Source organism: Novosphingobium sp. FW305-C-30-35 (assembly GCF_058783135.1).
Map to the genome: position 1 here is coordinate 1,261,220 of NZ_JBYSYJ010000001.1, position 23,159 is coordinate 1,284,378.

Genomic DNA, 23,159 nt, shown 5'->3' on the forward strand with positions numbered 1-23,159 from the left:
CGTTTTCCGGATCAGTTGACCATACGATCGGCGTTACCCCAATAGGGAACCCGCAGCGCTTTCTTGTCCATCTTGCCCGCAGCAGTGCGCGGAATCGAGTCGATAAACGTGACAGATTTCGGCGCCTTGACCCCGCCGAGGCGATCCTTGGCATAGGCGATGATTTCGGCCTCGGTAATGCCCTCGGCCACGACCACCGCATGGACCTGCTCGCCCCACTTCTCGTGCGGAATGCCGAATACGCAGGCCTCGCGCACTGCTGCCAGTTCTGTCACGGCAGCTTCGACTTCGGCGGTGAACACGTTGAAGCCGCCGGAAACCACCATGTCCTTCTTGCGGTCGACGATGTAGAGGTAGCCGTCCTTGTCGAACTTGCCGACGTCACCGGTGTGATGCCAGCCGAACTTGCGGATTTCGGCGGTTTCCTCGGGCTTTTCAAAGTAGGAATGCGTGACCAGCGCGCCGCGCACGCAGATTTCGCCCGCCTCGCCCAGCGGCACCTCCTTGCCATCATCGTCAAGCAGCGCGACCTTGATCGAGCGGGTGGGCTTGCCGCAGGCGGCCAGCTTTTCCGGTGCGGAGGTGGCGAACTTCGCGACGTCCTCGGGCGGGAACCACGCCACGATCATCGGGCATTCGACCTGACCGTAGGACTGGCACATCGCCGGGCCGAACACCTCCACTGCCTGGCGCAGCTTTTCCGGGCTGCAGGGCGAGCCGACGAGGATGAAGATGCGCAAGCTGGAGTAGTCATGATCGCCCAGTTCCGGCGAGGCGAGCAGCTGGTATAGCGCCGTCGGCGGCAGGTACATGTGGGTAACCTTGTACTCCGCAATCGTGCGCAGCACGCGCTCGGCGTCGAAACCGGGCAGGATCACCTGCGTTGCGCCGAGGCTCAGCGTCGAAAGCGCGATCGGGCCAGCAGCGTGCGTGATCGGCGCTGAAACAAGCGCGACCGGGGAATCGGTGCGGCCGCCCATGCCATCGGCAGCGGTCTCGATCATCGTGCCCCAGCCGAGGTTGGTGACGTTGGCGCCCTTCGAAGGGCCGGTGGTGCCGCCGGTGGGAAAGATGCCGACCATGTCCATCAGGTTGCCGAAGGCATCGATCTCGGGCTCGACAAAATCGGCCTCGCTGACACCGGCCATGAATTCCTCGAGGCTCGGGTCATCGCCCATGCGCTTGTCGAGGCAGACGAAGTGCTGGAGCGTCGGACAGAGGTTCTTGAGCTGCTGGACTTCGTCGGCCTTGGACGAATGATAGACCAGCCACTTCAGGCGCACGTAGTTGATATAGGCAGCGTTGGCGTCGATGGCGTTGCGGGTGTTGACCGGGATCCACTTGCCGTTGGCGCGCCACATCGCCAGCAGGACGACGAGCAGCATGCCATCGTTCGGACCATAGAGACCGAGGCAGTCCTGGTTCTCGAAACCGCCCTTCTGCAGAGCCGCAGCGATGCGTTCGGACAGGGCCTTGGTTTCGGCAAAGGTCAGTTTAAGACCCGTCTCGGTATCGACGATGGCGAGACGCTGTGGATCGCGATCGTGGCCGCGGTCAAAGTAGTCGATGGCGCGCATTGGTTATCCCCAACGATTGATTTCTGGCCCCGGCGCCCAGGCGCGGAGCGGTTCGGAAACGGTCGACCTGGCAAGCGCCGCCTTCACGCAGCTCTGCTCGGCCATGCGGGCTAGCCAGGCGGTGGTGAGGGGAGCAGCGGCGAAGGCATCCGGCCGCAGAAGCTGCATCCCGGCCAGCCAGGAATACGTGACGAGATCGGCAATCGAAAAGCTGCCCATCAGCCATGCACGGCCATCGGCCAGCTGCTTCTCGCAGCGCTCGACGGCGGCGACGATCTTGGTCTCGCTGTCGGCCACTTGCGCGGCATCGACGACATCATCGTTCAGCGCTTGCCAACGGTTGCGCAGATCGTCCGACACGATGCGCGCTGTCAGCGTTGCGAAATCGTCGGCCGGAATGGCTGCAATGGCATGCTGCGAGGAAGCAAGATTGCCGAGCAACGCTGCTGCAGGGGACAGGCGCTCGGTGATCTGGCGGCACCACATCATCATTTCCCAGCGCGCATAGGCGTCCATCGGCTGTAGCCCGGCCCCGCCCGCGGCCTCGTCAAGATACTGTGCCAGGAACACGGATTCGGTCATCGCCTCACCATCGATGACCAGCACCGGCCCTTCGCCTTCAATGCACAGGTCGAGCGCAACAGGATCGGCAATGCCAGGCAGCGCATGGCGCTCCCCGGCAAGCAGGTCGATGGGGCGGCATTCGATGTCGAGTCCCGATTGCGCCAGAGCGGCAAGCACGGTCAGTGAAGCGCCATTCGGCTCGCCGTGGTAGAGCACCGCGTTCATGCCTCGATCTCCGCCATGATCAGACCATAGCGATTGGCAAGGTCGGTCTTGCCCATCGCCCAGGTCCTCTTGACCGCATCACGCGTATAGACCCGCTTGAGCCAGCGCATGATATTCGGCGTCTTGTCCTTGCCCGCCAGATCTGGCTGCGACAGCGGCAGCGAATAAGTGCTGTTGAAGATGTTGATGTCGGCCAGGCTGTACTCATGCGAGCCGACATAGGGCCGCTTGCCCAGTTCTTCTTCGAGCTTCGCGATGCCCAGACCGACGCGGCGGCGGCTCTCGGCCATCTCGCTTTCCGAAAAGTCGCCATTGATTGCCTTGCGCCATGCGACGCGGCGTTCCGGCAGGGGAATGCGCTCGATCGCCGCTGCGAGTTCGGCAGGATCACGCTGGCGCACCATGGGCCCTACGAATACGCTCCACCCGATCATCGAGAAGCTGGGGCCAAGCCACTGGTCCATGAACTTCATCCACCAGCGCACGCGCCAGCGATCACGCGCATCCGACGGCATGAGGTCCGGCCCGTCGAACCGATCGTTCACGTATTCCATGATCGCGGTGCTCTCGGTGAGCACGAGACCATTATGGGTCATCGCCGGGATGGTGCCCTGCGGATTGATCGCGAGGTATTCCGGCTTGTGCTGATCGAACTGCAGCATGTCGATGTAATGGCTGGAAAAGGGCACGCCTTTTTCCATCAGCGCCAGCATCGGCTTCCCCGAGTTGGCGTTGGGTTCCCAGTGATAAAGGGTTACCGCGTCCATTCGTTGCCCACTGGTTCCATCATCTCTCTCCCGATTCCGATGCGTGTCGGAATTTGTTAGTAACACATACTAATTGCGCAGGAGCGCGGGTCAAGCCCGCATGGTGTCGAAATACGCTTTGGGGATTAAGACGCGGGTGGGGCAGACGCCCATTTCGAATGTTTCACCAAGTGAAAGCTGACCGCACGATAAAAGGGGCACGTCCCGACAGGAACGCACCCCTTTTGCAGACTTCTGGCTTTGCGCCGGGACTGTCTAGCGCGCAGTCATCGTCCAGAGGAAAAGATGCGTGCGACCGGAGAGGGGAGCGGCAGCACGAATCTCCTCCGAGAGTCGCAGACCCTGCGCCTCCATGACCCCTCTTAGCGCAGTCCAGTCGCTCCAGCGTGTGAGCCCTGTCACGACTTGTGGGAATTTGATCGCACGCGCAGCATCCGCCGCACCCAGAGCAAGGTTGATCGCCCGCTGCGTGTCCTTTGCTGCAGCAAAGGCTGCGGATTCGGGAATGCGGCTGTCGAACACCACCAGCGGCACGGGGCTCGCCATGGCTGCCACCGCAGGCGTTGCGGCGACCGCTCCGGCCAACGCACTGCCCTTTAGCATCGAGCGGCGTGAGACGCGCATCAGCCGGCCTTCCCGAGGTATTTCGCCACGGCATCAAGCTCGGCATCGGTAAGGTCGACCTTGGTCTGCTGCGGCATGGCACCCTTGCCCATGCGGACCACGGTCTTGACGTAATCGGCAGTAAGATCGGTGCGATTGGCGAGCAGGCCCTTGTCGGGCGAGTTCCCAGCCATGACCTGCTGCTTGGTGAGCAGGTTGGTGCCCATGCCGCCGGTCAGGTGGCAATAACCGCAGTGCACTTCGAACAGCACCTTGCCATCCCTACCGGGCTTGAGCCTGTCGCCGGTCGGCGCAACCGGTCGCATCTGATACGGCGGCGGGGGGCCGGGCGGCGGCCCCGGAGGTGCGGCATAGACGGCAGTCGCGGCGAGGCCCAGTGCGCCGACGAAAACGAACGATGCGCGGTTCATGCCCCGTGACCTCCGGCGTTGCTCCTGCCACGGGCATCGGAATAGGCGGCAGGCCAGATGCCCTGCTTGCCCGGCGCGATGATGCCGTTGGGGTCGAGCGCGTTCTTCACCTTCTCGCCGAAGCGGCGCAGCGCGTGGTTGTTGAAATCGAAGGTTTCCATGACCGGGTCCATCCAGCCGAGGTGGGTGCGGTATTCGGCGTAGCCCGCCTTTGCCGTCTCGGTGATCAGCGCATCGAACAGCTTGCGCATCTTGACGACTTCAGCCGCGTTGTCGCGGTCGTACATCAGCATGTTGACGTTGTTGGCAAAGCGCCCACCGATGGTGAAGCTGGCGTAGAAGTCGACGTCGAAATCAGCGATGATCTTGCGGCTGCGCGCCATCTGATCGAGCACATGCTTGCCGGTTGCCGGGACAACGGGCGAGAAGCCCATGTGTGCCCCGCGTCCGCCGATCCAGTCGGACATCTGCAACGGCACGGCCGACGGAATGCCCATCGTGGTGTCGACGCCGTGGATATAGTCGCCAGGATGCCACCAGTGCTCTTCCGGAGCGACGGCCAGGTTGCGCTTCATCGCCGCCTTGACCACTTCGGCCTTGGCCTTGACCACGCTTTCCTCGCCATAAAGGCGCAGCGCAACTTGCCAGTAGCCCAGCTTGTGCTCCTTCAGCAGTTCCTCCACACGCCATTCGGGGATGGCCGAGGGCTTGTCCCAGAAGTCCTGACGCTGGCCTTTGAGAACCATCTTGCCCAGCCACGAAGGGATGAACACATTCTGGTCGATCAGGCCCGATATCTTGAGCGGCGCAATGGTATCGACCACCCAGCCGATGTCCTCGACCTTGGGAATGTCCCACACGATCTCGAGCGAGCTTTCGGGCGCGGGCTGCAGCCAGATGCCGGCCTTGGTCACCACGCCGAGGTTCGACTGCGTGAAGGCGAGGTCGAAGGTCGGCCCGTAGCTCATCGGGAAGAGGTGCCAGGCCGGGTTGTTGCTCATCGCGCCCATCCCGGTGCGGACAAGGTCGCCATCGGGCAGCACTGCCTCGATCCCGCAAAGGTTGCGGGCATGCAGGCCATAGGGCGTGTAGCCGATGCCATGTTCGAGCGCGTTGCCCAAAACCGAGCCCCAGGCATTGCCCGGCACCGACATCCACAGCGGCGCCTTCTCGCGCTGGATATGCTCGTAGAGATCGAAAAAGCCGACGCCCGGTTCGACCACACAATAGGCCAGCTTGGTGTCGAGTTCGAGCACCTTGTTCATGCGGCCAAGGTCGAGCACGACCGTGCCTGGCAGGCGCGGCGCGGCGGTGCCATAACCCAGGTTCTTGCCGCGCGCGACGGGCCAGAGCGGCGTCTTGTGTTGGTTGGCAAGCCGCACGATGGCGCGCACTTCATCGACAGAGGCGGGCGCGACGGCAGCCGAGGCGGGCCACTCCTCGGTGCTGCCGGGAGCATAGGTATCGGCATAGGCGTCGCGGTCGGCGTCGGAGTCCATGACCCATTCCTTGCCGACCACGCCGGCAAAGGCGGTCATCGCCGCCTGGAACTGCTTGGGACTGACGCGCGGGGGCAGGTGCAGCTTCAAGGCGTGGACTCTCCCGTCACTTATTTTCTAACAATTGTTATTGTTTGCAGTACTTGTGATTTGCCGTCAAGCCTCACGTCAGCGCGTAATACTTGACGTAGTTGCCGTCCGGCTTGCGCTCGCCCACGCCGATGAACACATGCCGCGTCAGCCAATCGTGCTTGCCCTTGCTGGTCTCGAAGGTCGGCTGCGCGCGCAGGTAGTATTCGGCATGCGGGACGGGCTCGCCCCCGGCGAAGGCCCAGGCGCGGAGGCGGTCCATCGTCCCCGGCTCACGGCCCCACAGGAAGCCCTTGTTCTGCATGTAGATCAACGTGCCGTCATCGACTTCGAGCACATAGCGCGCATCGAACACGGCGGTGTCGTCCGGGCGGAAGAAGGCATAATCGCCGCCGGAGTTCGGCACTGCCCTGCCCTTGAGCAGCGGCCCCTCGAACTCGCCGTCGTCGACGTACACCGCGCTTCGCATACCACCAGAAGGCAGGTCGGGCACCATCTGCACACGGGTGAAGCGCAGGCGGCAGGCGAAGGCAAATTCGAGGCGGGGGTTGTCGAGCGTAGAGAAGTCCATGGGGTGCCTCAGTAGTTCGAAAGGATCGTCAGGCTCGGCCCGTCGAGCGGCTTGCCGGCCTTCTGCTTGGCTTGCTCGTCGGCGCGGGTCTTGGATTGCAGGTCGATCAGGTAGCCGTGGATCGCATCGGCATCACCGGGCGAGAGGATGTCGTCCCAGCGCGGCATCCCGTTCGGCGTCAGCAACCCTTCGAGCACGATCTGCCGGAAAGCCTCGTGCGTGCCCGGCTGCATCCGGCGCAGGTCCGGCGTGATCGAGCGCGGCTGGTTGGCATGGCAGATGGCGCAGTTGCCGAAGAACAGCCCCTGCCCCCGGGCAATCGTCGCCGCAGTGACGCCCGGTGCCTGCGCCGGAGCTTCTGGCGCAACTTCCAGCGGTGGCAACAGATCGGGCATCGGCACCTTGCCGCCACCCAGCCTGAACACCAGCAGCCGGTTCATGTTGCCGCGCGTGTAGGCGGCCGAATAGCGCGGAACAAAGGGATAGCCGCCCCCACCCCACCCGGCCATGACTGCGACATACTGCACGCCGCCGACCTCGTAGGTCATCGGCGCGGCCATGATCGGGGTGCCGGTGTCGATTTCCTTGAGCAGCTTGCCCGTCCTTGTCTCTCGCACGAAGAGCTTGCCGGTGACGCCACCGTAGATTGTGAGGCCGGTAGCTGTGGTCAGCACGCCGCCGCGATCCTGCCAGCCTGCGGTGTCGGCAGACCAGACGGTCTTGCCCGTCAGCGGATCAATCGCGCGGATCTGCGCGGTGGCAGGCTGCCTGAGCGCTTCCTGATAGGCCGGAAGCTTGCGCACGGCATCGCCGAACTCGGGCGGAAAGCCCGCCAGCGCCTCTTTCACATCAGGCGTGAAGATCAGCGCGGCATCGTTGTTGAGCCCGCGCGCCTTCAGCGGCTTGGCCCCCGGCGTCATGAAGATGAGGTTGCCCATGTCGAGCACCGCGCCGATGTATAGACCGGTAGCGGGATCGTAGCTGGCCGGATGCCAGTTGCGCGCGCCGGTGGTGGCGGGAAAGACGATCTTGGGGCCGGTGGTGTAGTCCGCCGCTTCGGGATCCAGGATCGGCCGCCCGGATTTGGGGTCGATCCCCTTGGCCCAGTTAATGCGCACGATCGGATTGGCGCGCAGCAGCTTTCCGTCACGTCGGTCGAGGATGTAGAGATAGCCGTTCTTTGGCGCGTGGAGCACGACCGGGCGGTTCTCGCCATCGATGTCCATGCGCGTGAAGATCATCGGCTGGGTCGCAGTGAAGTCCCAGTTGTCTCCGGGCGTTTCCTGATAGTGCCACTTCATTCGCCCCGTCTTCGGATCGAGCGCGACGAGACTGGCGAGGTAGAGGTTGTCCCCGCCCGAGGGCGAGCGCTTCGACGTGGCGTACGGCCCGCCGTTGCCGGTGCCGACGAGGACCAGCCCGGTCTCGGGATCGTAGTTGATCGCATCCCACGGCGAACCGCCGCCGCCGATGTCCCAGCGGCTGTTCGGGTCCCATGTCTTCAATGCGGCTTCGAGTTCCGGTGTTTCCTGCGGGCCGAGCTTGGGATCGCGCGGCACCACGTGCCAGCGCCAACGCAGCTTGCCGGTATCGAGATCCAGCGCGGTGACATAGCCGCGCACGTCATATTCGGCGCCACCCATGCCGATGACCACGACATCGCCAGCCACTTCCGGAGCGCCGGTTGAATTGTCGCCTTTGGCGCGATTCTCGATGAAGTCGCTCTTCCACGCAACCGCGCCGGTCCGGGCATCGAGCGCGTACATCCAGCCATCAAGCGAAGCGACAAACACCTTGCCCCGCGCCACAGCGACGCCACGGTTGACCATGTCACAGCAGACCGTGCGGTTGACCTGCATGTCGACTTCTGGCTCGAACCGCCAGAGCGGCTTGCCGGTGGCCGCATCGAAAGCATAGGCGCGGCCTGCAGTGCCTGACGTATAGAGCACGCCATCGACCACGACCGGGGTGGCTTCCTGCCCCCTGAAGGTGTCCAGTTCGGCAGACCACGCGAGGCCCAACTGGCCTACGTTCTGCGCATTGATCGCAGTGAGCCGCGAATGGTGAGTCTTGCCGGAATCCCCGCCGGGACTGGTCCATTCCCGCCCTGCCCCCTCGGTCAGCGCCGTCGCGCCGCCCAGCCAGCAGGCGGCGAGACCAAGAAAGAGACTGGCGAGAAACTGGCGTATCACAGCGCGTCCCACGGACTGGGCATGCGGTAGGGCACGGTTATGAAGTTCGCTTCGATCTGTTCGATCATGCCATGGTCGATCTTGAACAGTTCGGAGATGTAGAAGCTGTGCGGGCGCAGCACCGGACTTTTCACCGTGCGCCCATCGGTCAACTGGAACTCGCGCAGGCGGCCGGAATGATCGATGAAACCGAACGCCAGCACCAGCCCGCGCTCTTCATCCACCAACGGGAAGCGACGGGCGCGCAAGTCATCGTCGTAGCGATAATTGCCCATGCGGAACTGCTCTTCGCAGCCCAGCGCCGAGACCGGCACGATCTTTGCGAAGTCGGGATTGCGCGTGGTCTGGACCCCGTTTTCCACGCGATTGCAATCGGGGTGGAACTTCGTGTGGATCGTTCCGTCGTTGCGCTGAAGGGTATCGAAGTAGCCGTTCGAAAGGCGCACCATCTCCTCTCGGGACACCGGTTCTTCAGGTTCGCGGTGCAGGATCGGCTTGTCCCAGTAGCGGCAGTTCTCGAACTTGATGCCACTATCGGACTGGCGGACGATCAGCATCTCGCACTCGGCGATCTGGCCCGCTTCGTTCACGCCGAGGCGCAGGGTGAAGGCCGATTCCTCGATAGGCTCGATCACCGTGCCGAAGTAACCCACCTGTCCCGTCTTCACGTCGGCAAAGCGCAACTGGTAGTCGCCCAGCCGGTCGATCGTGCCCCACACGCCATCGCCGATCTCCAGCATGACGTTGTTCTCGCTGTGATGCGCACCCGGCGCCCAGTCGAGCGCATGGGGATCGCGCGTGTTCAACGCGGCAAGGAACCGGTCAAGAACGGCATAAAGCTCGGCGCGGGTCATCGACTCTCCCAGGACTGCATTGAGGCTTTGACGGCCTTCTCAGCTGAAGGCATACTCTACCAATTGTTATAAATAAAGGGGAGAGGCGCATGGCGCGCACAGAGGCGGAACAGGCCAACCACGACCTCGTGCTGGAGATGTACCACAAGGTCCTGATCGCGATGGATAGCAGCGCAGTCGACCGCTACATCGCAGCGGAATACGTCCAGCATTCCTCGTTGGCCGAGCCGACTGTGGAAGCCCTGAAGGGCTTTCTTGACCGCGTGCGGGCCGAATCGCCCGATGCCGTGCAGACCATCCACCGCAGCTTCGTCGATGGCGATCATGTCATCACGCACACCCACGTGGTGCGCTGGCCGGGGGATCCGGGGCTTGCCGTGGTGGATATCTTCCGGGTGGCGAACGGCATGATCGTCGAACACTGGGACGTGATTCAGGACGTGCCGGCACAGCCGGTCAACCCCAACAGCATGTTTTGAAGGGAGAAGAACGATGCGCCTCGTAACCGCAGCAATTGCCCTTGCCCTCACCGCCAATGCCGCGCAGGCGGCGGAATGCAAGCTGACCCCGAAGCAGGTGGTCAGCAACTTCATGGACGAGTTCTACATCCAGAAGAAGGTCCGCTCCTCGTTCGAGCGCTGGGTCGATCCCGGTTACATCCAGCACAACCCCTATGCCGCCACCGGCCGGGAAGCCGCGATCGGCTTCCTCGAAAAATTCGTCGCCGAAAACCCCGGCCAGCGCACCACGATCCATCGCATCATCGCCGACGGCAACCTGGTGGCGGTCCACAGTCACGGCTGGATGGAGAACGGTGATGCCGCAGCCAAGCGCGGCTTCGCGGTGGTCGATATCTTCCGTGTCGAAGGCTGCAAGGTGATGGAACACTGGGACGTGCTCTCGCCCGTGCCGGAAGCGTCGGCCAACACCAACACGATGTTCTGAGATGAAGCGCTTCGACAACAAGTGCGTGGCGATCCTCGGCGGCAATGCCGGCATCGGCCTTGCCGCCGCGCGGATGTTCGCTGCCGAGGGCGCCAGGCTTGCCATCACCGGGCGCAATGCCGAGACCTTGCGGGCTGTGGCCGAGGAACTCAGCGCGCTGTGCATCCGCTCGGACATCGGTGACCTTGCCCAGACCCAGGCGGCGTTGGGCGAGATCGAGGACGCACTGGGCGGGATCGACGTGCTGTTCGTCAACGCAGGGGTCGGCGGCTTCGCCATGGTGCCTGATGTCACCCCGGAGTTCTGGGATCAGATCCACACCGTCAACCTGCGCGGGGCGTTCTTCGCGATCCAGAAGGCGCTGCCGCTGATGCGCAACGGCGGGGCCATCGTCATTACCGGCTCCATCGGATCGACCGCGGCTGTGCCGGGCAACGTCGCCTATGCCGCAGCCAAGGCAGGCCTGCGGGCCATGGCGCGCATCGTCGGCAAGGAACTGCTGCCGCGGCGCATCCGCGTAAACATGGTCAGCCCCGGCCCGACCGACACCGAAATCTTCAAGCGCGACGCAAGCCCTGAGGAGATTCAAGGCATGCGCGAATTGCTCTCGTCGGTCGTGCCGCTGGGGCGCATGGGGACCTCGGAAGAAGTGGCGCGCGCAGTGCTGTTCCTAGCCAGTACCGAGGCCAGCTTCATCAACGGTGTAGACCTCAGCGTCGATGGCGGGTGCATCGAGCTGGGCTGACACTTGGGCTGATTATTGCGTGGGCCCCGCCTCGGCGGCGCCCTTCAGCGTGGCGCCGCTGCGGTCGGGCAGGGTCCAGATGATCAGGTTCACCACCATGATCCCGGCGAGCGTCAGCATCAGCGCAGGCCGCTTGCGTTCGCCCCGGCGGAACAGGAACACAGCCCCGCCGACAAGGGCGATCGCGGCCAGCATCATCAGGGACAGCGCAGCATCAAGCATGCAGGATTCCTTGAATACGGCACCGGCCCGCTCCCCCGGCCCGACCACCCATAGGATACACTGTCGGGTGGTCGGGCCGGGGGAGCGGGCCGGTGCCGCCAATCAGAATGCGTTAGCGACTGAACAGGCCCTTGGCCATACCGGCAAGATCGTCGAGCGGATTGCCGTCGCCGTCCCTGTCGAGGAAGGCGGAAACCTTGCTCAACGCATCGGGATTCTGGCCAAGCGCCGAAGCAAAACTGGCCAGTGCGCCCTCGCCGCCGATGTGGCCTACGATCTCCTGCAGTTTCGAGGCGTCGAGGCCGGAGTTGGCCGCCGCCGTCTCGATCGTGTCGCCCTTCGACTGGTGCCCCGCAGCCAGCGCCGCAATCGCGTTCTCGGCTGTGTCGGGATCGATGCCGACCTTTGCCGCAAGGTTCTTCACATCGACATTGCCGGCCACCTGGCCAAGGATCGAATCGAACAGGCTCATGACGTTTCCCCTTCACTGCTGAGCACAAGCCTATCATGTGCCGATCAGACTTCCAGAGCGTGAATCTCCGCCCGCCGCCTTGCCCCATCGCGCCGCACCAGCAGCGCCGAATACTCCGGCACTTCGATCCATGTCGCGAAGTCGCGGGTGAGCGGCTCTGAAGCCACGATCACGCTGTCGGCATCGATGGCTCCGCCGATCAGCTTCCACTCGCCTTCGTGAAGGCCATAGTCCCGTCCGCACGTGTACCACATCGAGAGATACTCCGAACTGCCCTGCAGCGCGCCCGCGTCGAAGTGTCCGAAGTCGAAAGTAAAGCGGACAGCGGCAAGATTGGTGCCATCGCAGAACATCAGGTTGGTCGAACTTGACCGCGTGATCCCATGCCGCGCCCTGGCCTCACGCAGCACGCTCAAGGCATGGCGGATCGCGGCGAGGATGGCGTCAGGCTCGTTGATCCCGCCCGGATCAGGCAGGGCCGAGACGACCAGCGCATAGATCCATTCGCTGTCGGTGGAGCCCTGGATCTGCTTGGCAAACTCCGGCCGGATGTGCGGAGCAAGATCGAAGCGCATGTCCCGGAAACCTGCCAGATCGCCGTTGTGCGCCATGGACAGCGGCACGCCATCGAAGCGGAAGGGATGGCAGTTCTGCGCGTTGATCTGGACCGTGGAGTTATAGGGCACGCCGCGAATGTGCGCGAGCAGCGCGGATGAACGCAGCTTGCCGGCAAGCGCCTTGAGATTGCGATCGAACAGCGCGACCTGCGTCGTACGATAACGAAACGGCACGTTCGGTGCGTGGCTTGCTTCGTCCCACGCCGCCATGCCGAAACCTGCCAGGTTAAGCATCTGCAGCATCTGCGCGCCGATCGTCTGATTGAGCAGCGAGGAATCGGGCGCGTAGAGCAGGTCATCGAGCAGGACCGGCGTGCCGAGATAGCTCAGGATGCGGCACATCAGCCCAGTTCTCCGGCATGGTTGAAACGCGCCAAGGACAACGAGCGGCCGAGGTGGCGGTTGGCCTTGCGCTGGTCCTGCACCAGTTGCCGCCCGAATGCTGCGTGGAGCACGGGCAGCCACGGCGGCGCATCGGCTTCCAGCGCGGCAAGCGTCACGGCAGGAAGATGGACAAGCTGTGCCTGTTCCGCCGCCGTCACCAGCAGTGGCTGCGGCCCGCCATCGCTGTGACCGGTCAGGCCGACGAAGCAGCCGGGCCCGAACACGAAGACCTGCTCTGCCATCGCGCCCCGCGACACCGCTGCGCGCACTGCCCCGCGCAGGACGAGAAAGAGACCGTCCTGTCTGTCCCCTGGAGCAGCCACCGTAGCGCCCCGCCGCGCTTCCAGCAGTGCCCCCGCCTGCACGATATCCCCGATGCCTTTAAGACGCGCAAGGCCATGCGCCAGCACAGCCGCATCGGAGCGCGACGGGCTGGGCCCCGGCCCGGAATGCAACTGCCGCAGCGCGTGCGGATCGAAATGGCCTTCGGCCACGATCCGTTCGAGCGTCTGCCGGGTGCGCGCGGCCACGAGGCGGCGCAAGGCGTGTCCGAGCTGCATGGCCCAGCCCGAGCCATCGGCCAGCAGCGCCCGGAAGCGGCGACCGGATACCACCAGCCCGCGGGTGTCCTCCACTGCCCTGACCCGGGCCGAGCGGGGGCCATCGTCAAGCAGGGCAAACTCACCCACGACCTCGCCGGGCCGTATTGCCGAGATCACCGCATTGTCGTCACCCGGAATGCGCGCGGCGATCTCCAGCAGGCCCGCTTCGACAAGGTAGAGTGCATCGGCATGATCGCCTTGCCGAAACAGCACTTCACCTGCGCCAACGGCGAACGGCAAGGCATTGCCCAGCAGTGCTTCCCAAGCCTCGCGATCGAGCCCGGCAAGCTGCGCCGGTGCCTGCGCTCTCTCTCCCATCCACAGAGATTGCGCCTGCCCCGCCTTTACGTCAATCGGCCTCGGCAAGCGCCTGCAACTGGTCGGCACAGGCATTCCAACCCGCTTCGAACCCCATCTCGGCGTGGCTCTGCATCGCCTCCTCGGTCCAGTGCCGGGCGCTGGCAGTGTAGCGCGTGCCATCACCTTCCGGCGCCACTTCCCAGATTCCGATCATGAAAGGTCCGGAGGGTTCGAAGTCAGACGTAACCGCATCGGTCGTGATGAATCGCCGGCCTTCTTCCCAGGCAAGGAAAATCCCCTCCTGCGGCATCTCCTCACCATCCGGGCCATGCATGACCATCGCAGACCGACCACCGGGCCGACGTTCCTGCGCGACCATGGTGATGCGCCAAGGTTTGGGACACCACCATTCCTCCTGCCGGTTGGCCAGGACGTCCCAGACTTTGACCGGGCTGGCCGCGATATAGCGGTTGATCGAAAGCTCGTGCATGTCTGTCTCCTTGCCGCTCAATCGCGATCGGGCGCGCCGAGGGGGAAGTAATGCCGGAATCGACGCGCGTCCTCGACGCAGCGCGCCACCGGCGGCAAAGCCAGAAGGTGCGCGCGCCAAGTCCGGAGGCGTGCGCAGTCATCGGGGATGGGTACCACCCAATCGGCATAAAACAGTGCGGGCGCAGCGGCGCATTCGATCAGGCTGATGGTTGCAGGCATCGCATAGCCCGCCAGCCACGCATCGATCCAGCGATAGGCGCGCGTCACTCGCTCCTCGACGCGCCCCTGCACTTCGGCCGAGACGGTTCCGTGCCGGATCGCATCGTCGACACTGTCCTGCATCGCGTTCATCACGTAATTGTCGAACACCCGGTCGATCATGCGCGTCCAGACCGCCTCGTCTGCGTCGGCAGGGAGAAGCGGCGCGGGACCGGGATGGTGAAGCGCAAGATACTCGATGATCGAAGTCGCTTCGAACACCTCGCGCGATCCATCCACCAGCAGCGGAAATTTGCCCATCGGGCTGGCCTGCTGGACCCGGTCATGGGCAGCTGCCTGATCGGGGTTCTCGCCATCGAGACTGTGGAACGTGAACGGCGTGCCATTGGCATAGAGCGCGATCAGCGCCTTCCATGTGTAGGACGAGAAGGGATGGCCGTAGAGCGCGAGCATCAGGCATCACCTCGCGCCGCGGCCTCGATCGCGGCATGATCGATCTTGTGCATGGTCATCATTGCAGAGAAGACCCGCGCCCGAACATCCGGGTCGGAATGAGCCATTCCCTCGGTCAGGACCCGCGGGGTAATCTGCCAGCTCAGGCCCCACTTGTCCTTGCACCAGCCGCAGGCACTTTCCGCACCACCATTGCCTACGATGGCGTTCCAGTAGCGATCGGTCTGCTCCTGCGAGTCTGTAGCCACCTGGAACGAGAAAGCCTCGCTATGCGGGAACTGCGGCCCGCCATTAAGCCCCATGCAGGGCGTGCCGAGGACCGTGAACTCGACCGTGAGCACGGTGCCGGCGGAGCCGCCGGGGAAGTCGGTCGGCGCGCGATGGACCGACCCGACCTCGCTGTCGGGGAAAGTTGCGGCATAGAAGTTTGCTGCCTCTTCGGCATCGCCATCGTACCACAGGCACAGGGTGAGCGGAGGGACGGTCACGACTGCATCTCGGCGATCAGTGCGCTATCAATCGCCTTCGCCTCGCCATAAGCCGGCCGCGCTCGCACCCGATCGAGATAGGCCAGGAACTCCGGCCGCTCGGGCAGAGACTTGAAGCCGACGCCCCAATCCACGTGGCTGCCGACATAGACGTCCGCCATCGTGAACCGGTCGCCACAGACATAGGCGTTCTGAGCCAGGTGCCGCGCAAGCGAATCGACCGTGCGATCATAGCTGCCAAAGCCGGCCATGCCTTGCTGCCGTGGGTCCTTTGGATCGAAGCCGAGGCTGCGCGCCGTGACCGCCTGCTCCACTGGCCCAGCCGCAAAGAATGTCCAGCGCAGATAGGCCGCACGTTCGTGATCCTGCGGCCCCAGACCGGCCTCCGGGAAGACCTCCGCCAGGTACAGGCAGATCGCGGCGCATTCGGTGACCACGTGATCGCCTTCGTCGGCGTGGTGCACGATCGTCGGCACCTTGCCCATCGGGTTGGCAGCAAGGAAGCCCTCCGGCTTGGCCTGCCAGTCGACCAGCACGGTGTCATAAGTCGCGCCAACTTCGTGCAGTGCCCAGCGTGCGATCTGGCCGCGCGACATCGGGTTCGTGTAGAACGTGAACTTGCTCATCTTCATTCTCCCCTGGGACCGACCACGCCAAACTGCGCACCCTGCGGGTCCTGCGCGATGACGACCCAATCGCCGCCAGGCACTTGATGCGGCTCGGTCAGGATCGTGCCGCCGGCCCGGACAATGGCGTCGCGGGCCTGCAGGGCAGACGGAACGCCGAAGTAGACCTGCCAGCCCGGCGTGCGCCCGCCAACAAGCGGCATGATGCCACCCAGCGCCTGGGCGCCAAAGTCGATGAAGGCGTATTCGCCCAGTTCACCCATCGGCATCACGTTGTTGAACTCAAAGCCGAAATGCCGGCCGTAGAAAGCCTTGGCGCCAGCGGGATCGGGCGTGGCCAGATCGTGCCAGCGCACATGCTGCACGCCATCGGCCTTGAACGCGTCGCTTTGGGCGCCCGGTTGGTTTGCGGGCGGGCGCGGCTGCATCAGGTAGAACGGCACGCCTTGCGGGTCGGTGACCATGGCAAAGCTGCCCTCGTCAATATCGGTCCGGGGCATCAGCGCACGGCCGCCATCGGCCTCGATCGCCGATAGCGCTGTGTCGATATCGGCGACGGCAAGATAGGGCACCCACGCCGGATGCGCTCCGCCCTGTCGCATGGCCTCGCTCAATTGCAGCACCCCGCCATTGCCGCCGCCATCGCTGCGCAGGATCATGCGATAGTCGATCGGCGATTGCGGATCGGGCGTGCTGAAGCTCCAGCCCACCACAGCGCCATAGAACTCCGCAGCGCCATCGGCATCGCCGGTCATCAGTTCGTACCAGCAAAACGGAACGGGGCGGCTCATGCCCCCTGCCCCAAATCGAGCAGCGTGGCGAAGCCACCGGTAATCATCCGCGCCCCGTCGAACGGCATGTCCATCGGCTCGCCGCTTTCGGACATGAGCTTCTCCATCGCGGCGTGGGCCGCATCACGGGTTTGCCGGTCAGGCCATTCCGCCCAGCTGAACACGATTGTCTCGTCGTTCGTGGCTTCGGTGGCGCGGTGGAAATCCGTGCGCTTGCCGTGGGGCACGTCATCTCCCCACGCCTCGACCACCCGCAAGGCTCCGTGCTCGACCAGCATGGAGTCGAACTTGCGGGCGACTGCCTCGTATCTTTCCCGATTGGCGGTCGGTACCGCCAGCACGAACCCGTCTACATAGGACATGGGCCTTTACTCCTCTCCGATATCCCTCCCGAACAACATCGCGAAGTAGCGTCTCAGGTGCGCCAGTTGCTCTCGCGCCAATTCCGCGGCAGCGTCTTCCGGCTGCGTCTTGGCCAGGACGAACGCGCCCTGGATCACTGCCTGGACATGCCGCGCAAGGCTGGCCCCTGTCGTGCCTGTTACGCCGCACTGTGCCACCGCTGCGTCAAGATCCGCCTCGAGCGCCCTCGCATTTGCCATGATGCTGGCTTCGGCCGCGACGCGAATTGCCGCGCTCGACCGAAACGCCTCCTGCACCAAGGTCCCGGCCACGCACGAGAAGGCCTCGGGCGGCCCGCCAATCAACGCGATCCGCAGATCGATGTAGCCCAGCACCCGATCGACCGGGTCGGGCAGAGCGTGAAAGGGCGCCTCGGCGAAGAACCCGCCAGTGCTCGCCGACCAGTACTCCGCTGCCGCCACCCCAAGCGCTTCCTTGGACGCGAAATGGTGAAAGAACGCACCCTTCGTCACCCCGGCCTCGGCGCAAAGCTGATCGACCGAGGTGCCAGCAAAGCCGTTCGATCGGATCAGCTTCACCGCCGCTTCGAGCAGCTTGTCCTTCGCGGTCACTGCCGGAGGTCGAAAGGATCGATTCGGGATCACCCAAGAAGACATACCAACCAGTTGGTATGTCGCAAGCGCAAAGCGATGAAGCGTTTCCGGGAGGACGCAGCACGCCCTCCCGGCCCCTTGATGTCACATGGCCATGATGCGCTGCGCTATCGGCTCTTCCTGCGCCGCCACGGCGGCCCACGCCGGACGCGCAGCGACACGGGCATACCACGCCGCCGTCTTGGGCCGCGCGGCTGCGTCGACACCGTGGCCGACATAGGCCAGCGTGCGGAACATCGAGGCGACGGCAATGTCGCCTAGGCTGAAGCTCTCGCCCAGCAGCCAGCCCTCATCAGGCACAGCCGTTTCCAGCCAATCCAGCCAGCGCGGCAGTTCCGCCTCGCCTTGCAGGGCAATTGCCTCGTCGCCACCGGTCTTGATCAGCTTCGGGCCGACGAGACGGTTGAACAGGATCTTCAGGCCGGACGCGCCCAGCACGGTGTCGGCGAACTCGTCCCAGAACACTGCCTTGCCCCGCAGCCTGGCTTCATCCGGGATCAGCCGCGGCTCGGGATACTGCGCATCAAGATACACCGCGATCGCGGTCGAATCGGCGAGTTGAAAGCCGTCGTCGTCGATCGCCGGGATCTTGCCCAAGGGGCTGCAGGCAAGGAACTCAGGATCGCTGCTGCCCGGCCCGCCCCGAGCGAGTTCGAAGGAAATGCCCTTTTCCGTAAGGACAACCGCCACCTTTCGCACGAACGGCGAAAGCATCGCGCCGTAGAGCTTCATCGAAATTCTCCCATTCTAACGGACAGGTTCCGTGAAACCTTATTGCAGCGCCGCCCCCGCCCGTATAGGCGAGGCAGCGATGAGCGAACTTCCGAACAGCCACGCGACGACGCTGCTCGCCGCGCCCGACACCGAAATCGATGTCCGCGAGACCTTCGGCATCGACATCGACATGAAGGTCCCCGCGTTCAGCCGCGCCGATGAGCGCGTGCCCGATCGCGATGAAACCTACGTGTTCGATCCGGACACCACGCTGGCGATCCTTGCGGGCTTTGCCTACAACCGCCGCGTGATGGTGCAGGGCTATCACGGCACCGGCAAGTCGACTCACATCGAACAGGTTGCAGCCCGCCTCAACTGGCCGTGCATCCGCATCAACCTCGATGCGCACATCAGCCGCATCGACCTCGTCGGCCGCGATGCCATCGTGCTGCGTGATGGCCTTCAGGTCACCGAATTTCGAGAAGGCCTGCTGCCTTGGGCGCTGCAGACACCCACCGCGCTTGTCTTCGACGAGTATGACGCCGGCCGGCCGGACGTGATGTTCGTGATCCAGCGCGTACTCGAAACCGAAGGCAAGCTCACGCTGCTCGATCAGAACCGCGTGATCCGCCCGAACAAGCATTTCCGCCTGTTTGCCACGGCCAACACGGTGGGCCTTGGCGACACTTCGGGTCTATATCACGGTACGCAGGCGATCAACCAGGGGCAGATGGACCGCTGGAACCTCGTCGTCGCGCTGAACTATCTGCCCGATGCGACCGAGGTGGAGATCGTCAGCAAGAAGGTGCCCGATCTCAATCCGCAGGTCGTGGCCGACATGGTGCGCGTTGCGAACCTGACCCGTCAGGGCTTCATCAACGGCGATATCTCGACCGTGATGAGCCCGCGCACGGTGATCAGCTGGGCGCAGAACAGCCAGATCTTCAACGATGTCGGCTTTTCGTTCCGCCTCTCGTTCCTCAACAAGTGCGACGAGACCGAGCGCGTGCTGGTGGCCGAATATTACCAGCGCGTCTTCGGCAAGGACCTCCCCGAAAGCGTTGCCCACCGCGGCTGAAGCGGGTGACGGCTGCGGCGGGCTCAGGCCCGCCGGGCCTCCTGATCCACCCGGTAATCCTCAAGCTTCAGCTCCGGCAGCCTCGGCATCGCGTCAGCGGCCTCAAGCTTTTGCCGAGCAAACTGGCGGCTGATCGGCAGGTCTTCCGCGGGTATCGCCTTGCTGATCAGATAGCCTTGCACCTGCTCGCACCCCAGCGCCCGCAGGCTCGCAAGCTGCTCCTCGGATTCCACGCCCTCGGCAATGGTCTGCATGTTCAGCTTGCTGGCCAGATCCAGCACTGCCTCGATGATCGCACTGCTTTCACTGCCTGCGTTGAGTTCACTGATGAAGCAGCGGTCAATCTTGATCTTGTCGAACGGGAAACTGCGCAAATAGTTCAGCGATGAATAGCCCGTCCCGAAGTCATCGAGCGCGATGCGCACGCCGAGTGCGTGCAGACGTTCCAGTTGCTGCAGATGATCGTCACACTCCTGCATCAGCATCGTTTCGGTAATCTCGAGCTCCAGTCGGTGCGGATCAAAGCCGCTCGCCGAAAGTGCAGCGATCACCTGTTTGAGCAGAGTGAAGTCCGCCATCTGTGCGGGTGAAACGTTGACCGCCACGGTCATGTCCGAAGGCCAGGTGGCCGCCTCTGCCAGCGCCTCGCGCAGAACCCATTCGCCAAGGGCCACGATGAGGCCGGTGTGCTCGGCAATGGGTATGAACACGTCTGGCGGGATCAAGCCCCGTTCAGGGTGCCGCCAGCGCAGCAGTGCTTCGAACCCGGCAATGCGGTCGCTCGCGAGCTCATGCAAAGGCTGGTAGTGAAGCTCGAACTCGCCATTGGCCAATGCGCTGCGCAAATCCAGCTCAAGCCGGCCGCGCTCCTGCTTCAGCTCCTCCATCGCCGGGTCGTAAACGATAGCTGACCCTCGGCCACGTGACTTGGCCTCGTAAAGCGCAAGGTCCGCGCTGCGCAGCAGAGTCTCGGATGTAGCCCCGTGTTCGGGCGCAATCGCGATGCCGATGCTCGCTCCGATCCGCACCGTCCGGCGTTCGATCTCCATTGGCTGGCTGATCGCTTCGACTATCGCGCGGCCGACCTCCCGCAGATTGTCCACGGTATCGAAATCGTCGACGATGCAGGCGAACTCGTCCCCGCCCAAGCGGGCAACGAAGCCTTGTCCTCCCAGCGCCGACTTGATCCGCCATGCCGCCTCGACGAGCACGCTGTCGCCAAACTGATGGCCGAGCGTATCGTTGACCGCCTTGAAGTGATCGAGATCGACGTAAAATACGGCGAAAGGATTGTTTGCAACGGCGCCGTCAAGCGCCGCCTCCAGCCTCGCCTGGAAGTTATGCCGGTTGGGCAGGACGGTCAGGCTGTCATGGTCCGCGAGGAACCTCACCTGGCTTTCGGCAGTGTAGCGATCAGTCACATCCCGAACGAACAAACGGAAGCCGCTATGACGAAGCTCCTCGTAAAGCGGATTGCCCGTAACCGACCACCAATGCAGGTCCCCCTCGATAACGATCGGAACTACCATGTCATGGAACGGCTTCAGCTTACGTGCCGCCTCACGCAATGCCTCGGTCTCCGGTCCTGCAACAAGCAGGTTGACCAGCTTCACGCCTTCCAGATCGGCCGCATCGCGCCCCAGGGCCGTGCACAATCGTTCGGACGGCAGCGCGACATTCCCGCTGGCGTCGGTCTCAAGCATCCAGTCGCTGGCATGGGTCTCGTACGCAGTGAGCAGGCCCTGTATCGTCTCGCCCGCTGCCTTCAGCCGGCGCGTCCGCAGGATACGCGTAGCGAACATGTAGTGCAGGTTGAAAAGCATCACGTGCAGGGCGATCAGCTGCAGGCCCATGACAGGCACGATCAGTTCCCCGCGCAAGTCGGACCGGAACAGCAGCGCAAAGGTCATCAGTCCCAGCGAGATCGTCTGGGAGATGATCCCCGCCACCGGGATCGTGAACTGCAACAGCAGTTCAAGTTGGGCCAGCACCAGAACGTAGATGATCAGCGCCCCGATCCGCTCGCTCGGCACGGCGATGATGCAGCAGGCGGTAAACGCGGCAAGGAATATGGCCCTCAGCCAGATGCCCTTGGCCCATATCTCGACCATCTCCGATGGCTTGTACTGCCCGCTGCTTTCCTTTCGGCGCAGTTCGGTCAGGCCGACGCGCATCTGGGCCAGCAGCAGCACGGCACCGACATAGAAATGCCAGGTCAGGCCGGGCGCGCATATCGCCAGCATCAGCGCCATGCGCAGCGCCTCGAACAGGTTGCCGCTCAGGGAATTGATGTATTCGAGCTTGCGCCGGGCGAACCATTCGACCTCACCAGGTTCAATATCATAGTGCAACAGATGCAGCAGCGAGCCTGGCCGCTCGAGCAGCCAGAGCTTCAACCTTTCCATCCTTCCACTGCTCGCGGTCCCGTCCATCCCTGCCGGATAGGACAACACGTGTTCAGGATTGCTGGTGCACCAGTTATGTAGGCTTACGCAGTCAGACGTTTACCGCGTCACGGCGTGATCAGGTATTTCTCGCCAGTGCGCCGCGCATTGTATTCCAGCGCGGCCTCCTTCGTAAGCGCCTGATCCAGCGTGACGCGCGCCTTGTAGCTGCTCGCAAATGTCGTGGTAAGTTCTGCCATCACGCGGCGGCGCATCTTTTCGACGACTTCGGCACCCAGCTTGCCCATCCATGGCGTCAGCAGCCAGCCGGAGACATCCCACGAAAATCCGAAGTTGCGGGTCAGCACCGTCGGCGAAAGATCGAGCGCGCCGTAGATGAAAGCGTGCTTGGGGCTGTTCGAGCCATAACGGCTGTAAGCCGCGCCCGAATTGGCGACCTGCTCCATCACCGTCAGAATCTGGCTGACCAGCTTGCCACCGCCGATTGCATCGAATGCCATCGTCGCCTTGGTCGCGCCGATCGCGGCAGCGAGGTCGTCAAGGAACGTTGCCTTCGAACTGTCGACGACATGCTCGGCACCGATCCCTTTCAGGATCGCCACCTGCGCATCGTTGCGCACGATGTTGACCAGTGGAATGCCGTCAGCCTGGCAGATCTTCACCAGCATCTGCCCCAGGTTCGAAGCTGCGGCCGTATGCACCAAAGCGTTGTGCCCAAGGTGGCGCATCGTTTCGGTGAAGCTCAAGGCGGTCAGCGGATTGACGAAGGCCGAAGCGCCCTGCTCCGCCGTCACGCCCTCAGGAAGTTCAAGGCACATCGCCGCATCGCCCACGGCCAGCGTCGCATACATGCCACCGGGGAAGCAGGTCACGCGCTTGCCGAGCAGTGATTGCGCTTCCGGAGCATCGCCGGCTGCGACGACCGTCCCCGCACCTTCGTTGCCCACAGGCATGGCTGCGCCGTGGCGCGCGGCCATAGCGCGCACGGCAGGATCGGGCATCTTCGCCACAATCCTGCCGGGCGAGAACGCCGCGTTCTCGATATCGGCCGGGCCGAACAGCAGGCCGAGGTCCGAGGGATTGATCGGCGTCGCTTCCACGCGGATCACCACCTGCCGCCCCTCGGGCGCAGGCAGGGTAAAGTCTTCAAGGCTGACGGTCAGGGTGCCGTCGGGATCGAGCTGCGAGACGATGCGCTGGCCTTGAAGATCGGTCAT

General features: G+C 63.8%; 27 protein-coding genes. 4 read left to right on the forward strand and 23 right to left on the reverse strand.

The genetic code is table 11. From position 1 onward, the window contains the following. Positions 1–11 precede the first annotated feature (11 nt). From AC3WLM_RS06225 to AC3WLM_RS06265, 9 genes are all read right to left on the reverse strand, one after another. On the reverse strand, positions 12–1,577 hold the full coding sequence (locus AC3WLM_RS06225; protein WP_039331627.1) for an AMP-binding protein: 1,566 nt from the start codon (positions 1,575–1,577) through the stop codon (positions 12–14). A 3-nt stretch (positions 1,578–1,580) separates the two neighbouring features. Further along, entirely contained in the window at positions 1,581–2,366 is a 786-nt protein-coding gene (locus AC3WLM_RS06230; RefSeq protein WP_492476904.1) for a glutathione S-transferase family protein, read from the reverse strand. After that, positions 2,363–3,133 (reverse strand): glutathione S-transferase family protein, encoded by a 771-nt coding sequence (locus tag AC3WLM_RS06235; protein ID WP_039331625.1) that lies wholly within the window; start codon positions 3,131–3,133, stop codon positions 2,363–2,365. The genes AC3WLM_RS06230 and AC3WLM_RS06235 overlap by 4 nt, the downstream gene beginning before the upstream one ends. Before the next feature lie 255 nt (positions 3,134–3,388). Continuing rightward, complete coding sequence (locus AC3WLM_RS06240) at positions 3,389–3,757, reverse strand: twin-arginine translocation signal domain-containing protein (RefSeq protein ID WP_492476905.1); 369 nt, start codon at positions 3,755–3,757, stop codon at positions 3,389–3,391. After that, a complete protein-coding gene (locus AC3WLM_RS06245) occupies positions 3,757–4,167 on the reverse strand; it encodes a c-type cytochrome (protein ID WP_492476906.1) in 411 nt (136 codons plus the stop codon). The genes AC3WLM_RS06240 and AC3WLM_RS06245 overlap by 1 nt, the downstream gene beginning before the upstream one ends. Continuing rightward, positions 4,164–5,756: an FAD-binding oxidoreductase gene (locus tag AC3WLM_RS06250; protein WP_193827173.1), complete on the reverse strand. Its 1,593-nt coding sequence runs from the start codon at positions 5,754–5,756 to the stop codon at positions 4,164–4,166. The genes AC3WLM_RS06245 and AC3WLM_RS06250 overlap by 4 nt, the downstream gene beginning before the upstream one ends. A 73-nt stretch (positions 5,757–5,829) precedes the next feature. Next, the gene (locus tag AC3WLM_RS06255; protein ID WP_492476907.1) at positions 5,830–6,327 is read right to left on the reverse strand and encodes a DUF3237 domain-containing protein; all 498 of its coding nucleotides are present in this window, start codon (positions 6,325–6,327) and stop codon (positions 5,830–5,832) included. Positions 6,328–6,335: 8 nt separating this feature from the next. Further along, positions 6,336–8,519, reverse strand: a complete 2,184-nt coding sequence (locus tag AC3WLM_RS06260) for a PQQ-dependent dehydrogenase, methanol/ethanol family (protein ID WP_492476908.1) — start codon at positions 8,517–8,519, stop codon at positions 6,336–6,338. After that, the gene (locus AC3WLM_RS06265; protein WP_492476909.1) at positions 8,516–9,373 is read right to left on the reverse strand and encodes a DUF8021 domain-containing protein; all 858 of its coding nucleotides are present in this window, start codon (positions 9,371–9,373) and stop codon (positions 8,516–8,518) included. The genes AC3WLM_RS06260 and AC3WLM_RS06265 overlap by 4 nt, the downstream gene beginning before the upstream one ends. A gap of 89 nt (positions 9,374–9,462) precedes the next feature. On the opposite strand from AC3WLM_RS06265, the gene AC3WLM_RS06270 reads away from it, so the two are divergent. The 3 genes from AC3WLM_RS06270 to AC3WLM_RS06280 are packed head-to-tail and all read left to right on the forward strand — an operon-like array spanning position 9,463 to position 11,063. Continuing rightward, positions 9,463–9,852 carry a nuclear transport factor 2 family protein gene (locus AC3WLM_RS06270; RefSeq protein WP_492476910.1) on the forward strand — a complete coding sequence of 130 codons (390 nt, stop codon included), beginning with the start codon at positions 9,463–9,465 and terminating at the stop codon, positions 9,850–9,852. A gap of 13 nt (positions 9,853–9,865) precedes the next feature. Beyond that, complete coding sequence (locus AC3WLM_RS06275; protein WP_039331618.1) at positions 9,866–10,318, forward strand: nuclear transport factor 2 family protein; 453 nt, start codon at positions 9,866–9,868, stop codon at positions 10,316–10,318. A 1-nt stretch (position 10,319) separates the two neighbouring features. Next, positions 10,320–11,063, forward strand: a complete 744-nt coding sequence (locus tag AC3WLM_RS06280) for an SDR family oxidoreductase (protein ID WP_492476911.1) — start codon at positions 10,320–10,322, stop codon at positions 11,061–11,063. A 12-nt stretch (positions 11,064–11,075) separates the two neighbouring features. On the opposite strand, the gene AC3WLM_RS06285 is transcribed toward AC3WLM_RS06280, so the two are convergent. From AC3WLM_RS06285 to AC3WLM_RS06340, 12 genes are all read right to left on the reverse strand, one after another. Next, complete coding sequence (locus AC3WLM_RS06285; protein WP_039331616.1) at positions 11,076–11,285, reverse strand: hypothetical protein; 210 nt, start codon at positions 11,283–11,285, stop codon at positions 11,076–11,078. A gap of 112 nt (positions 11,286–11,397) precedes the next feature. Next, on the reverse strand, positions 11,398–11,757 hold the full coding sequence (locus AC3WLM_RS06290; RefSeq protein ID WP_039331613.1) for a hypothetical protein: 360 nt from the start codon (positions 11,755–11,757) through the stop codon (positions 11,398–11,400). Between the two features lie 44 nt (positions 11,758–11,801). After that, positions 11,802–12,716 (reverse strand): class II glutamine amidotransferase, encoded by a 915-nt coding sequence (locus AC3WLM_RS06295; RefSeq protein ID WP_492476912.1) that lies wholly within the window; start codon positions 12,714–12,716, stop codon positions 11,802–11,804. Beyond that, a complete protein-coding gene (locus AC3WLM_RS06300) occupies positions 12,716–13,678 on the reverse strand; it encodes a cyclic nucleotide-binding domain-containing protein (protein ID WP_492476913.1) in 963 nt (320 codons plus the stop codon). Before AC3WLM_RS06300 ends, AC3WLM_RS06295 begins: the two co-directional genes overlap by 1 nt. Before the next feature lie 31 nt (positions 13,679–13,709). After that, entirely contained in the window at positions 13,710–14,150 is a 441-nt protein-coding gene (locus tag AC3WLM_RS06305; protein WP_062346603.1) for an SRPBCC family protein, read from the reverse strand. Between the two features lie 17 nt (positions 14,151–14,167). Next, positions 14,168–14,824 carry a glutathione S-transferase family protein gene (locus AC3WLM_RS06310; RefSeq protein ID WP_492476914.1) on the reverse strand — a complete coding sequence of 219 codons (657 nt, stop codon included), beginning with the start codon at positions 14,822–14,824 and terminating at the stop codon, positions 14,168–14,170. After that, a complete protein-coding gene (locus AC3WLM_RS06315; protein ID WP_492476915.1) occupies positions 14,824–15,312 on the reverse strand; it encodes a VOC family protein in 489 nt (162 codons plus the stop codon). Before AC3WLM_RS06315 ends, AC3WLM_RS06310 begins: the two co-directional genes overlap by 1 nt. Continuing rightward, on the reverse strand, positions 15,309–15,938 hold the full coding sequence (locus AC3WLM_RS06320) for a glutathione S-transferase family protein (RefSeq protein WP_193827182.1): 630 nt from the start codon (positions 15,936–15,938) through the stop codon (positions 15,309–15,311). The genes AC3WLM_RS06315 and AC3WLM_RS06320 overlap by 4 nt, the downstream gene beginning before the upstream one ends. A 2-nt stretch (positions 15,939–15,940) precedes the next feature. Continuing rightward, positions 15,941–16,729: a VOC family protein gene (locus AC3WLM_RS06325; protein ID WP_492476916.1), complete on the reverse strand. Its 789-nt coding sequence runs from the start codon at positions 16,727–16,729 to the stop codon at positions 15,941–15,943. Continuing rightward, positions 16,726–17,091 (reverse strand): DUF1428 domain-containing protein, encoded by a 366-nt coding sequence (locus tag AC3WLM_RS06330; RefSeq protein WP_193827183.1) that lies wholly within the window; start codon positions 17,089–17,091, stop codon positions 16,726–16,728. Before AC3WLM_RS06330 ends, AC3WLM_RS06325 begins: the two co-directional genes overlap by 4 nt. 6 nt (positions 17,092–17,097) lie before the next feature. Then, positions 17,098–17,703, reverse strand: a complete 606-nt coding sequence (locus tag AC3WLM_RS06335; protein ID WP_230487702.1) for a TetR/AcrR family transcriptional regulator — start codon at positions 17,701–17,703, stop codon at positions 17,098–17,100. A gap of 126 nt (positions 17,704–17,829) precedes the next feature. Further along, positions 17,830–18,477, reverse strand: coding sequence for a glutathione S-transferase family protein (locus tag AC3WLM_RS06340; protein ID WP_193827185.1), 648 nt, complete (start codon positions 18,475–18,477; stop codon positions 17,830–17,832). 79 nt (positions 18,478–18,556) lie between these two features. On the opposite strand from AC3WLM_RS06340, the gene AC3WLM_RS06345 reads away from it, so the two are divergent. Beyond that, a complete protein-coding gene (locus tag AC3WLM_RS06345) occupies positions 18,557–19,537 on the forward strand; it encodes an AAA family ATPase (protein WP_039331597.1) in 981 nt (326 codons plus the stop codon). A gap of 23 nt (positions 19,538–19,560) precedes the next feature. On the opposite strand, the gene AC3WLM_RS06350 is transcribed toward AC3WLM_RS06345, so the two are convergent. Together AC3WLM_RS06350 and AC3WLM_RS06355 are read right to left on the reverse strand one after the other, a co-directional pair. Next, positions 19,561–21,933: a putative bifunctional diguanylate cyclase/phosphodiesterase gene (locus AC3WLM_RS06350; RefSeq protein ID WP_492476917.1), complete on the reverse strand. Its 2,373-nt coding sequence runs from the start codon at positions 21,931–21,933 to the stop codon at positions 19,561–19,563. A 116-nt stretch (positions 21,934–22,049) separates the two neighbouring features. Continuing rightward, a complete protein-coding gene (locus tag AC3WLM_RS06355; RefSeq protein WP_492476918.1) occupies positions 22,050–23,159 on the reverse strand; it encodes a zinc-binding dehydrogenase in 1,110 nt (369 codons plus the stop codon).